This is a genomic window from Pantoea sp. S-LA4, from assembly GCF_054482835.1.
In genome coordinates this window covers 1,712,040-1,723,916 of sequence record NZ_JBTLRC010000002.1, presented here as the reverse complement: position 1 = coordinate 1,723,916, position 11,877 = coordinate 1,712,040, and the positions used below count along the sequence as shown (strand labels likewise).

Here is an 11,877-nt window from a genome sequence, read left to right as displayed (position 1 = left end):
CTGCCAGGATAAGGCTTTGCGATGCCCATTCAGGAGCGAATCATGAACGCCCGTCAGAATCCTTTCTTTAGCGTCAGCCCCTTGCCTTATCAGGCGCCGCCGTTTGACCAGATTCAGCAGCAGGATTTTCTGCCCGCCTTGCAGGCAGGCATTGAAGAAAAGCGTCGGGAAGTTGAGGCGATCGCCACATGCAGTGACGAGCCGACGTTCCTCAATACCTATGAGGCGCTGGAGAAGAGCGGGCAGTTGCTGAACCGGGTTAATCTGGTGTTCAGCGCCATGACCTCGGCGCATACCAGCCCCTATCTGCAACAGGTGGATGAAGAGATCGCACCGGAGCTGACCGCACTCAACGACGAGATCATGCTTAACCGACCGCTGTTCTCACGGCTCGATGCGGTCTATCTGCAGCGCGCCCAGCTTGATGCTGAATCCAGGCGGCTGGTTGAGGTGATCTGGCAGCGCTTTCAGCTGGCGGGTGCCAATCTGCCCGAAGCGCAGAAACAGCAGCTAAAAGCCCTGAATCAGGAAGCGGCGCGTCTCAGTACCCGCTTTACCAACAGGCTGCTGGCTGCTACCAAGGCGGGCGGTCTGGTGGTGGATCAGGCAGAGAAACTGGCGGGGCTTTCCGCTGCAGACCTGGCGGTCGCGCAGGCAGAAGCGCGCGCCCGCGGGCTGGAGAATGCCTGGCTGCTGGTGCTGCAGAACACCACTCAGCAACCGGCGCTGCAAAGCCTGAGCGATCGCGAAACCCGCGAGGCGCTGTTTAAAGCGGGCATGACCCTAACCGAAAAGGGCGACGAAAATGACACGCGTGAGCTGGTGCTGCGTCTGGCTCAGGTGCGGGCCGAACAGGCCAGGCTGCTGGGCTTTGCCAGTTATGCCGAGTGGAAATTGCAGGACCAGATGGCGAAAACCCCGGACGCTGCGTTTGCCTTTATGCGTAACATCGTGCCTGCCGCCCGTGCGCGGTCTGAACGTGAAGCGGCGGCTATCCAGCAGACTATCGATCGCCAGCAGCAGAGCTTTACGCTGCGCGCCTGGGACTGGAATTTTTACGCCGAACAGGTGCGTCACGCGCAGTACGATCTCGATGAGAGCCAGATCAAACCTTACTTCGAGCTGAACTCGGTGCTGCAGAATGGCGTGTTCTGGGCGGCCACGCAGCTCTATGGCATCCGGTTTTCGCCTCGCCAGGATCTGCCGGTTTACCATCCCGACGTGCAGGTATACGAAATTTTCGATGCCGATCAAACACCGCTGGCGCTGTTCTATACCGACTTCTTCAAGCGCGACAGCAAAGGCGGCGGGGCGTGGATGAGCAATTTTGTTAACCAGTCGACGCTGCTGGAGAGCAAGCCGGTGATCTACAACGTCTGCAACTACACCAAACCGCCAGCCGGTGAACCGGCGCTGCTGAGCTGGGATGAGGTGATCACGATGTTTCACGAGTTTGGACATACGCTGCACGGCCTGTTCGCCAGCCAGCGCTATCCGAGCCTGTCAGGCACCGAGACGCCGCGCGATTTTGTGGAGTTTCCGTCGCAGATTAATGAGCACTGGGCCAGTGAGCCGCAGGTGTTCCGCCATTTCGCCCGCCACTATCAGAGCGGAGAACCGATGCCCGCCGCGCTGCACGAAAAAATCATCCGCGCCGGAAAATTCAACAAAGGTTACGAGATGAGTGAGTTGCTGGCGGCCGCGCTGCTCGATCTGCACTGGCACAGTCTGCCAGGCGACCGGGCACCGCAAAGCGTGGACGGTTTTGAACAGCAGGCGCTTCAGAGCGACAATCTGGCGTTAGCGGCGGTGCCGCCACGCTACCGCTCCAGCTATTTTCAACATATCTGGGGCGGAGGCTATGCCGCCGGTTACTACGCCTATATCTGGACCCAGATGCTGGCTGATGACGGTTACCAGTGGTTTGTTGAACAGGGCGGACTGACACGGGAAAATGGCGAGATTTTCCGTCAGAAAATCCTCTCGCGTGGCAACAGCAGCGACCTGAAAACCCTGTATGAAAGCTGGCGTGGCGGCCAGCCGAAGCTGGAGCCGATGCTGAAGAATCGCGGCCTGGCAGAGTAGCTAATCAACGGGCGGTCATGCCGCCCGCTGATCTAAGAAACGGACGGGTTAACCCAGCGGTCCGCCTTCAATGGTTTCACACATGCCGGCCAGCACCCGCTCGCCGGTTTCACTTTTCAGCGAGCGATACCACTCTGCGGTCACCGCCGGATCTTTCGCATGGGTGACGTCACAGCGCTTACGCGCTTTCAGCACCAGATCTTTGACCCGCTCAACCCGGCGCGCCTGATAACGCAGCAGGGCATCTTCAATCCCCAATGAATGCGACGCCAGCGTAGAGGCGAGCACGATGGCATCTTCCATCGCTGCACAGCCGCCCTGACCGATATCAGGTGTGGTGCTGTGGGCTGCATCCCCCAGCAGGGCAACGCGACCTTTAACCAAGCGGCTGAACGGTTCGATATCGTGGATTTCGACCCGGTTGGTGGTGTCGGGATTGATCGCGGCAATCAGCTTCTGCACCGGTGCGGCCCAGCCGGCAAAATAGCCGCTCAGATCGGCTTTAACGGTACTACGGTCCTGCGGCAGCCCTTTGGGCAGCGGCACGTCGAAGAAGAAATAAAAACGGTTATCGCTCACCGGCATCAGCGACACGCGCTTGCCTTCGCCGACAAAGGTCGTCCACTGATCGGCAGGAGCGATGCTTTCGTCTATCGTCACCAGCCCGTTCCAGTTGACGTAACCGGCATAGCGCCGCTCCAGCGTCTGCTCCAGCACATAATCCCGGATCACCGAATGGGTGCCGTCCGCGGCAATCAGAAAATCACCCTGAACCTGGCTATTATCGGCAAAGGTGGCAATCACACCGTGATCGCCTTGTTCAACCTGAATGACCCGTTTGCCGAAATTGACCCGCTGACGGCCAAAGGTATCGATCAGCATCGCCTGCAGTTCAGCACGCGCCACCGGATAGGGGAACTCACCGACCTGCTGCACCAGCGGCGACATACTGAAGCGGGTCAGCGGTGCGCCGCTGACCGCATCGTGATAGGCCATGTAGGCCATATTGCCACCCAGTGCGCGCAGCGCCGCCTTCATGCCCAGCGCATTCAGGCATTTAACGCCGTTTGGCCAGATGGAAATCGCGGCCCCGACCGGCTTCATCTCTTTTACCGCTTCGAATACCTCAACCTCAAAACCCGCTTTCTCCAGCGCGATGGCGCTACTCATGCCGCCGATACCACCACCGATTACGATCGCTTTCATAGTTATCTCCTGTCTGCTTGCAACGGATACTGCAACTTTTGTACCAGTGCCTTACAACGCAGCCAGAAAATAAGGATTTACAGCCTTTTCAATAATATAGTACGTCACGACAACCTAAGGATGCTGCGCCAGAGGATGCTGGCGCACACTTATGTTGCAATGCGATGCGCTTAAACAGTGCATCGCAGGCAAAAAAAGTGGCTGCTGTATCATTTGTTTCATCAGGCAGGCGTCAGGAGATGAGGCAAACAATCACTGCTAATGACAGACGCTACCGTCAGATGCATAAAACAGGCCGATCTCTGAAAAGCCACTACAGGAAAACTGATTAGTTGAATTGTTATCAACTGATCGCCCCTGGGGCACGCCGGATTATTTTTAACAAATCTTTAAACTTACACATAATAAATGGCGCACCGGTTGACGGCGCTTTATTCCTCTTCATTAATCAACGAGTTAATTAATGAAATATGAGAACGGATGTAAAAATATTTCTGTAACCGTTACGCTGCTGCGACAGACCAGGAATAAACCCCGATCGGCAATCATAAATAAATTGCGCGATTGGCCGCTAAAAACATTTTTAGGATATTCTGCAGGCGCGCCTGCCGACATCGCATGATATAGATCTCCCGGGACTCAAGGACTCTGGAATACGATCATGAAAATCGGAATCACCAATAACCACTATCCGGAGCAGCGTAATATTTTAGTTAATCCGGAAAATGAATATATAAATCTCAAAAAGTACAATCTGTTTTACTTTATTAACCCGCTACGGACTCGCTTACTCAAAAAAAATAAATCCTTCGTTTTTCTGCCGCTGCCATTTTCACCCGCATCCCGGCCAGACGTCCTGCATCTGTTTAATGAAGTGGCGATAACCCGTCAGAAATGGGTTGCCTCGTTTGAAACGGAATTACCGCGCGTCTTACCGGTGCCGGGCGTTGCAAAACAGGATAACCCCGAACTGAAGCGGCTGATCCCGCATCTGCTGAAAGAGAACTGTCTTGGGCTGATAGCCATTTCGGACGCGACGCTGAACATACAGATGAAACTGTTCCCGCCCGGAGACGGCGTGGCGCAGCAGATCAGACGTAAAACGGTGGTGTTGCATCCGCCACAGACTCTGTTCACGCCGCATAAAGCGCCACGCCAGGCTGGCATATTCCGGCTGGTGTTTGCCGGCAACGAGTTCTACCGTAAAGGCGGGGCCGAAGTGGTACTGGCGATAAGTGAGCTGATTGAAGAGCGCAAGCTGGAAGAGTCGCAGCTGGATGTGCAGCTGATCGGCGATCTCACCAAACGTCATAACGTAGCGCACCGGCAACATCAGGACGATGAGGCATTCTGTCGCTCAATTGAGAGCCGCATCGGCCGTTATCGCTGTTTTACCCACCGCTCCCGGCTGGATAATGCCGCGCTGCTGCAACTGTTTCGTGACAGCGACATCGGCCTGCTGCCGACCTGGCAGGAGACCTACGGCTTTTCGGTGCTGGAGATGCAGGCGAACGGCTGCCCGGTGATCACCAGCAACGTGCGTGCCTTACCAGAGATTAATCCGGCCAGCGCGGGCTGGGTGATTGGTGGCGCGCTCAACGGCGATCGTGAATACAGTGTCACTACGCCTCAGGAGAAACAGCAGCTGCGTCAGGCGCTGGTGGCGGGGCTGAAACAGACACTGCTCGCCATCTTCGATCGGCCTGAGATGCTGCAGGAAAAAGGGGAGGCGGCGATTCTGCGCATCAAAGATCAGCACGATCCGCAGCGTTATATCGTCCGGCTGCACGATATTTATCACCGCGGCGTGATCAACGTCACTCAACATCCTCCGGTGATCCCCGTTTGATAAGATTTTCCAGACGACGCGTGCCAGATTAGTCATACTTAGTGCAGCGTTCATCTGGAGATTAATCATGAAAATAGTCATCAGCCTGCTGCTGTCCGGACTGCTGGGCAGCAGCGCCTTTGCTCAACCCTCATCCCCGTTTCCGGCGCGTGCGCCGCTGCCACAGTTGACGCCCGTCGCCGCACGCTGCGATGTCTCAGCCTGTCAGACCAATTGCTATGTCGAACGATCCCATTGCAACACCCGTGATACCGGAGCGTGCAGTTCACAGGCACAAATCTGTGTGCAGGCCTGTGCCGATCAGTGCAAATAATTTGAATCAGAGAAAAAACTGTTAATTGCCAATGAAAAAGTCTTTGTCTTACCTTGTTTTGTGGTCCCTTTCTGCCAGCTGTGTTGCCGCCGATCTCACCTCACAGCAGGTCACTTCTCTGGTTAAAGCCGCGATAGAACCGCTGATGGAGCAGCAGGAGATCCCCGGTATGTCGGTCGCGATCCTCTATAAAGGCCGCACCCAGTTCATCAATGCCGGCGTCGCGGATCGGGAGTCCGGCCGCCGGGTCACCGAAAATACTCTGTTCGAACTCGGCTCGGTGAGTAAAACCTTTACCGGCGTGCTGGCCGGCGTGATGATCCGCAATGGGGATATCGCGCTTAACGATCCGGTACAGAAATACTGGCCACAGCTGACCGGCACGCAGTGGCGGCACATCCGGATGCTGCATCTGGCGACCTATACCGCGGGCGGCCTGCCGCTGCAGCTACCGGATGCGGTAACCGATCAGGCCTCGCTGCTTAACTATTATCAGCAGTGGCAACCGCAGGCCGCGCCGGGCACGCTGCGTCAGTATTCCAATGCCAGTATCGGTCTGTTTGGTGCGCTGATGGTGAAGGGCGATTACGAGCAGGCGATGGAGAAAAATGTCTTTCAGCCGCTGCGGCTGACGCGCACCTATATTACCGTGCCGCCGTCAATGATGCTGAATTATGCCTGGGGCTACAAAAACGGTCAGCCGGTGCGGGTATCGCCGGGAATGCTGGACGCGGAGGCCTACGGAATCAAATCGACCGCCCGCGATATGCTGACCTTTATGCAGGCGAATGCCGATCCTAATCGTCTCTCTTCAGGAAATACCGTGCTGCGCAATGCGATTCGCACGTCGCAGTCCCGCTATTTTAGCGTGCGCAGTTTCTATCAGGGACTGGGCTGGGAGATCTACGACTGGCCGGTGAGCGCCGCCACGGTGATCGCTGACAGTGAAAACGGCGTCGCGCTTAAACCTCAGCCCGCCACGCCACTCAATCCCGTCGTGCCTTCTCAAAGCGCCAGCTGGGTGCATAAAACCGGTGCCACCAACGGTTTTGGTGCCTACATTGCGTTTATTCCCGGCAGGAATACCGGCATCGTGATGCTTGCCAACAAGAACTACCCCAATCCGCTGCGGATAAAAACCGCCTGGCAAATTCTTGAGGCGTTGCAGTAATCTCCGGCGTCACTCTCCGCTGGCGCGCCTTGTTCATTTGCGCTAAAATTTAAATCAAATGAACAGAGGGTGATGCTATGTCAATTGCCATTTATACGCCCGCCAGCAGTGGCCGCAACCGTTCACTGCTGCATGCGCTGAACCTGCCGGAAACCCTGCCGGATGCGCATCAGCGGATTGCCGTCGGCTTCAGCAGCGGGGTACTGAAACGTACCGCGTCGCTGTCCGCATTTGATGAAGCCTGGCTGTGCCGGCTGGCGGGCATCGATCGCAGCACCTACAACCGCAAAGTGAAAGATCCTGAGCAGACTTTTTCGCCCGATCAAAGCGGACGGATTTATATGCTAATCCGCGTGCTCTCTGCCGCCAGCACGCTGTTGCGTGACGATCCGGCGCGGCTGGTACAGTGGCTGGAAACCCCAGCCAAAGCGCTGGGCGGTAAAAAACCGGCAGAGATGACCACTACCGTTGCGGGCGCGGAAGCGGTACTGAATCTGATTGGTCAGCTTGAACATGGCGTCATTACCTGATGGCGTCAGTGCATTTTTACCGGCTGGTAAAAAGCGAATATGCGATGACCGCCTTTGATGGTTTTGGTGCCCGCACCTACGGCGGACGCTGGAATTCAGTGGGCACCGGCTGTGTTTATCTGGGGTCGAGCCGGGCGCTGTGCGTGCTGGAAGCGCTGGTGCATCTCACTATTCAGGATCTGGCGCAGGACTATTCGATGCTGTCGATCAGCGTGCCTGACTCGCTGATTGCCGAGCTGTCGCTGGCGGCACTTCCCGCCGACTGGCAGGCCGATCCCGCACCGCCATCGACGCGGGAGATTGGCGACGGCTGGCTGGCCAACCCGGATAACGGGCTGATACTGAAAGTCCCGAGCACCCTGACCGGAGAGTGGAATGCGTTGTTGAATCCTGCTCACCCGGCCGCGGCGGCGATTATCAGCAAGGTGGTGGTCGAGCCATTTTTCTTTGACCCGCGCTTCAGGCTGCAATAGCTCCTGACCGGTCAGGCCTGCGCCTCAGTGGGCAGCTCTGGATTCTGAAATGGCCTGCGCGGCACAGATCAGCGCCAGGTGACTCAGCCCCTGCGGCATATTGCCGCGCCAGCTCTGGCTGCGCACATCAAACATCTCGTTAAAAATGTCGACGTTGCCATGCCGGTCAAGCGTGGCGAGGATCTGCTCCATCGCCTGGTCGGCCTGCTCAATGTTCCCCATCTCGGCCCAGGCCTCTGCCAGCCAGAACGCACAGGCGAGAAACGTGCTCTCTTCCTGGTCGACGCCGCTATAGCGATAGAGCATGGCGCTGTCATTGCCCAGTTCATGATGGATGGCACGATAGGTCGAGAGCATCCGCTGCGGATTAACCGCGTTGCCGTAGCTGTGTACCAGCGCCAGCGAGGCGTCAAGGCGATCCTCACTGCCGACGTAAAACAGGTAAGCCTGCTTCTGTTCCGACCAGCAGTGCGTCTCAATCCAGTCCCGAATCCGGTCGCGTTCCCGCTGCCAGCGGCCCAGCCAGGTGGGTTCGATGTGCTGGTTTTCGGCCAGCGCGACCGCCTGATCCAGCGCCATCCAGCAGGCCATTTTGGAGTGGGTGTAGTGCTGTAAGTCCGGCAACTCCCAGATACCGCAATCCTTTTGCCGCCAGTGATCGGCACAGCAGTTCGCCAGCTCGCCCAGCATCCGTGAGGTGGTGATATCCAGCACGTGTCCCGCTTCGATAAACAGTTGCGCGGTGGCCAGCATGTCGCCATACATGCTGAGCTGCACCTGATCGCGGGCGTTATTGCCAACCCGAACCGGCTGAGAATCCTGATAGCCGCTTAACGGCGGAAAGCGTTCTTCCGGGACTTCATCGCCATTCAGCGCATAGCAGGCACGCAGCCTGACGCCGTGGCGCAGGATGGTCTGTGACAGCCATGAAAAGGCCGCTTTACAATCCTCCAGCGCGCCGAGATAAACAAAGGCTTTGATGATCAGACAGGCGTCACGCACCCAGGCGTAGCGATAATCATAATTCTTCTCGCCGCCAATGCCTTCCGGCAGCGAGGTGGTGGCCGCAGCCGCCAGCGCACCGGTCGGTGAGTACCAGAGAAACTTGAGTGACAGGGCAGAGCGCTTCACCAGCGCCGGATAGCTGCCGTCATAGCTCAGACTCTCCACCCAGCTGGTCCAGCCGGTGTGGCTGGTTTCGATCCGCTGATCGATGGCGGAGAGCTCAGGCACTGCCAGCGGCTCATTCTCGGTGATCAGCAGCGCGCAGAGTGAGCGCGAACCGGCCGAGGTCCGCAGCGTGGCACAGACCTGCTCATCATCCAGTAAGGTAATGCGGATATCGTCGCTGGTACGGAACATCGCCATCACGTCAGCAATGTGAAACACCTTGCCTTTCTCGGTGTCGGCAATCCACGGCGAACGGGTTTCAGCCGCAGTGCCGAATCGCAGGCTGATCTCCAGTTCAACGTTGCCGCTCACGCCTTCAATCCGACGGGCCAGTTCGCCCCACGGCAGTCGTCCCGCCAGCGTGCTGTTGATCGATTCGGTCAGCAGCACCGTGCCGCTGTCGGTCTCATACCGGGTTTCCAGCACATTGCTGTTATCGCGATAGCGGCGCGTGACCTGATAAGGCTCGCGCGGCACGATTTGAAAATAGCCGCCGACACCGGCATCCAGCAGACGGTCAAACAGCGGTTTAGCATCGAGGTTCGGGGCGCACCACCAGTCGATCGAGCCATCCGGCGCAATCAGCGCTACCGAACGCCCTTCACCAATGGCGGCATAATCACCCAGACCTGCAAAGCCATTATCCCGGGACGGCTGCCGGAAAATTTCGTTTTCCATGGTTTTCTTCCTTGTATCACTGTGACGACAAAGACAACAGGCGAAGGCAGGACAAAAAAGTGGCCGCATTATGCGGCCACCGGGGAACGGGTTTACAGGGTGCCGGTGCCGCCATCTGAGCACCAGACCTGGCCGGAAGAGTAACTGCTCTCCGTCGAGGCCAGCGTGACGTAGAGCGGGGCGATTTCAACCGGCTGACCGGGACGACCCATCGGTGAATCGGCACCAAACTGCTTCACTTTTTCCTGTGGCTGACCGCCGCTCGATTGCAGCACGGTCCAGTATGGGCCAGGCGCTACCGCATTTACCCGGATACCGTCGCCACCCAGCTGCTTCGCCAGTGATTTGGTAAAGGCGACAATCGCCGCTTTGGTCTGGGCGTAATCCAGCAGAATATCGCTGGGTTTAAAGGCCTGTACTGACGAGGTATTAATAATTGACGCGCCGCGTGGCAGATATTCCAGCGCCGCTTTGGTGATCCAGAACATCGCATAAACGTTGGTTTTAAACGTCGCGTCGAAATCTTCGGTACTCAGGGTACGAATGGACTCATTAAACTGCTGGCGTCCGGCGTTATTCACCAGAATATCCAGGCCGCCTAATTTATCGACCGCCTGTTTTACCAGCTGCTGACAAAATTCTTCAGAACGAATATCGCCCGGAATAGCGAAAACTTTACGGCCTTCCGCTTCGATTAATTTAATCACTTCATCGGCATCGGGCTGTTCTTCTGGCAGATAGTTAATCACCACGTCTGCACCTTCGCGAGCATAGGCAATCGCGACGGCACGGCCAATACCGGAGTCACCGCCGGTAATCAGCGCTTTGCGGCCGGTCAGGCGGCCGGTGCCGCGGTAGCTGGTTTCACCGTGGTCGGGAAACGGAATCATTTTGCTGACTAAGCCTGGTGCCTGTTGCGGTTGTTCCTCAAAAGGAGGCTTAGGAAATTGATCGAGATCGAGCGTCTTGTTCGTTGGTGTCGTCATTGTAAGCTCCTTGTACATCATTATCTGAGTGATTAAGCCTGGCACAAATGTGATATTTGTCACATCTGACTGCTTATTCATTAAGCAGTGGCGGTCAGGGTGAATTAATAATGCTGATCAAGAATAGTCATAAAATCGGAGGTTGTGCCGCCGGATGGCGATATTCTGGCGAGAAGAGGAGAGATATTTAAAGCGAAGCGTGAAAGAGAGTGAGGGTTATTTCACCGGCGCTCAGGCACCGGCAATAATATAAAAAAGGGATTACCCGCCGCGTACCGAACCCCGCCAGACCACATCAGCCTGATATATTCGCCGATCGCTTTGCTGTTCAGCGGCGGGCGTTAATTGGTCCTGCTGCGCTTCGCTCTCTGTCAGCCAGCGGATGGCGTCACGGGCAAACTGCTCCACCGGCTGGGCGAAGGTGGTGAGGTTATAGGATGACCAGCCAGACTGCGGGATATTGTCGTGGCCGACAATGCACAGATCTTCCGGGATGCGCAGGGCAAAACGGTGGCGCGCCTCATCCATAAAGCCGCACGCCAGCAGGTCGGTGGCGCAGAACACCGCGTCAGGACGGACTTTGCGGGTCAGCAGCCGCTGCGCCAGGATCTGACCGCTTTCATAGGAGGTCGAGCCAAAGTGTTCCACCTGGACCGGGACCCCGGCTCTCTCTGCCGCTGCCAGAAAATCCCGCTCGCGTTTCAGCAGGCTTGGGGTACCGGCCAGCGAATTAACAAATGCGATGCGCTGGCAGCCGGCCCGGACAAAGGCGTTGACCGCCATCTCCGCCGCCGGACGCGAGTCGAGGTTAATACTCAGCGAGCCGGGCAGGGATTCATCACGGTTAATCAGCACCAGATGCTGGCCGTGTTTATAGCAGAGCCGGGTGATGGCGCTGTCAGGCATGCCGGAAAGTATGATCGAAGCATCGGCGCGAAAGTTGATCGCTTGCTGTAACGCGGCAGAGACCCGATCGTCGGAGCGGTCGGTGTTGATCAGCATCGCTACCTTTCCCGCTTCCTGCAGGTACTGGGTCATCCAGCGGACCAGGCTGGCACGGTAGGGCGTATCCACTTCAGAGGCGATCAGGCAGACAATGCCGCTGCGGTTGCGCACCAGACCGCGCGCCAGATGGTTAACGTGGTAGCCCAGCTCTTCGGCGGCTTTCATCACCCGCGCCCGGGTCGCCTCCGACACGCTGGCGCCTGGCGTAAAGGTGCGCGATACCGCCGAGCGGGACACGCCCGCCCGGTCAGCGACATCCTGCGCACTGACCACCGCCTTGAGTTGATGCATGAGTTTCTCCCGCGTTATGCATGATCCGTTCTGAGTCTGCCTGAGTTTGCAAGGCTGTGCAAAAGTAATCTCGCTGCTGGTGTTGCAAATTTGTGACAGCGACTGTCAATTGCTTCACAT

At 57.1% G+C, this 11,877-nt stretch carries 10 protein-coding genes; 6 read left to right on the top strand and 4 right to left on the bottom strand.

The window, feature by feature from the left end:
* Positions 1-42 precede the first annotated feature (42 nt).
* Positions 43-2,085 carry a peptidyl-dipeptidase Dcp gene (gene dcp / locus ACX3P5_RS08930; RefSeq protein ID WP_458968592.1) on the top strand — a complete coding sequence of 681 codons (2,043 nt, stop codon included), beginning with the start codon at positions 43-45 and terminating at the stop codon, positions 2,083-2,085.
* A 48-nt stretch (positions 2,086-2,133) separates the two neighbouring features.
* Here dcp and hpxO read toward each other — a convergent pair whose 3' ends face one another.
* Entirely contained in the window at positions 2,134-3,291 is a 1,158-nt protein-coding gene (hpxO, locus tag ACX3P5_RS08925; RefSeq protein ID WP_336755242.1) for an FAD-dependent urate hydroxylase HpxO, read from the bottom strand.
* A 661-nt stretch (positions 3,292-3,952) separates the two neighbouring features.
* On the opposite strand from hpxO, the gene ACX3P5_RS08920 reads away from it, so the two are divergent.
* The 5 genes from ACX3P5_RS08920 to ACX3P5_RS08900 all read left to right on the top strand — a co-directional run bounded on the left by ACX3P5_RS08920 (position 3,953) and on the right by ACX3P5_RS08900 (position 7,627).
* Positions 3,953-5,140 (top strand): glycosyltransferase family 4 protein, encoded by a 1,188-nt coding sequence (locus ACX3P5_RS08920; protein WP_336755241.1) that lies wholly within the window; start codon positions 3,953-3,955, stop codon positions 5,138-5,140.
* Between the two features lie 67 nt (positions 5,141-5,207).
* Positions 5,208-5,453 carry a hypothetical protein gene (locus ACX3P5_RS08915; protein WP_233984274.1) on the top strand — a complete coding sequence of 82 codons (246 nt, stop codon included), beginning with the start codon at positions 5,208-5,210 and terminating at the stop codon, positions 5,451-5,453.
* A 31-nt stretch (positions 5,454-5,484) separates the two neighbouring features.
* Entirely contained in the window at positions 5,485-6,624 is a 1,140-nt protein-coding gene (gene ampC, locus ACX3P5_RS08910) for a class C beta-lactamase (protein WP_233984275.1), read from the top strand.
* 77 nt (positions 6,625-6,701) lie between these two features.
* Complete coding sequence (gene parS, locus ACX3P5_RS08905; protein ID WP_233984276.1) at positions 6,702-7,154, top strand: type II RES/Xre toxin-antitoxin system antitoxin; 453 nt, start codon at positions 6,702-6,704, stop codon at positions 7,152-7,154.
* Positions 7,154-7,627 (top strand): RES family NAD+ phosphorylase, encoded by a 474-nt coding sequence (locus ACX3P5_RS08900; RefSeq protein WP_233984277.1) that lies wholly within the window; start codon positions 7,154-7,156, stop codon positions 7,625-7,627. Before parS ends, ACX3P5_RS08900 begins: the two co-directional genes overlap by 1 nt.
* 24 nt (positions 7,628-7,651) lie before the next feature.
* Here ACX3P5_RS08900 and ACX3P5_RS08895 read toward each other — a convergent pair whose 3' ends face one another.
* The 3 genes from ACX3P5_RS08895 to ACX3P5_RS08885 form a co-directional block, all read right to left on the bottom strand.
* Positions 7,652-9,475: a glycoside hydrolase family 15 protein gene (locus ACX3P5_RS08895; protein WP_458968591.1), complete on the bottom strand. Its 1,824-nt coding sequence runs from the start codon at positions 9,473-9,475 to the stop codon at positions 7,652-7,654.
* A 92-nt stretch (positions 9,476-9,567) separates the two neighbouring features.
* Positions 9,568-10,461 carry an SDR family oxidoreductase gene (locus tag ACX3P5_RS08890; RefSeq protein WP_233984279.1) on the bottom strand — a complete coding sequence of 298 codons (894 nt, stop codon included), beginning with the start codon at positions 10,459-10,461 and terminating at the stop codon, positions 9,568-9,570.
* A 261-nt stretch (positions 10,462-10,722) separates the two neighbouring features.
* Positions 10,723-11,757, bottom strand: a complete 1,035-nt coding sequence (locus ACX3P5_RS08885) for a LacI family DNA-binding transcriptional regulator (protein WP_233984280.1) — start codon at positions 11,755-11,757, stop codon at positions 10,723-10,725.
* Between the last annotated feature and the right edge of the window lie 120 nt (positions 11,758-11,877).

What these genes read in the sequence shown, in the direction of transcription:
- dcp (WP_458968592.1), top strand. Translation starts at nt 43, where the DNA reads ATGAACGCCCGTCAGAATCCTTTCTTTAGCGTCAGCCCCTTGCCTTAT.
- hpxO (WP_336755242.1), bottom strand. Translation starts at nt 3,291, where the DNA reads ATGAAAGCGATCGTAATCGGTGGTGGTATCGGCGGCATGAGTAGCGCC.
- ACX3P5_RS08920 (WP_336755241.1), top strand. Translation starts at nt 3,953, where the DNA reads ATGAAAATCGGAATCACCAATAACCACTATCCGGAGCAGCGTAATATT.
- ACX3P5_RS08915 (WP_233984274.1), top strand. Translation starts at nt 5,208, where the DNA reads ATGAAAATAGTCATCAGCCTGCTGCTGTCCGGACTGCTGGGCAGCAGC.
- ampC (WP_233984275.1), top strand. Translation starts at nt 5,485, where the DNA reads ATGAAAAAGTCTTTGTCTTACCTTGTTTTGTGGTCCCTTTCTGCCAGC.
- parS (WP_233984276.1), top strand. Translation starts at nt 6,702, where the DNA reads ATGTCAATTGCCATTTATACGCCCGCCAGCAGTGGCCGCAACCGTTCA.
- ACX3P5_RS08900 (WP_233984277.1), top strand. Translation starts at nt 7,154, where the DNA reads ATGGCGTCAGTGCATTTTTACCGGCTGGTAAAAAGCGAATATGCGATG.
- ACX3P5_RS08895 (WP_458968591.1), bottom strand. Translation starts at nt 9,475, where the DNA reads ATGGAAAACGAAATTTTCCGGCAGCCGTCCCGGGATAATGGCTTTGCA.
- ACX3P5_RS08890 (WP_233984279.1), bottom strand. Translation starts at nt 10,461, where the DNA reads ATGACGACACCAACGAACAAGACGCTCGATCTCGATCAATTTCCTAAG.
- ACX3P5_RS08885 (WP_233984280.1), bottom strand. Translation starts at nt 11,757, where the DNA reads ATGCATCAACTCAAGGCGGTGGTCAGTGCGCAGGATGTCGCTGACCGG.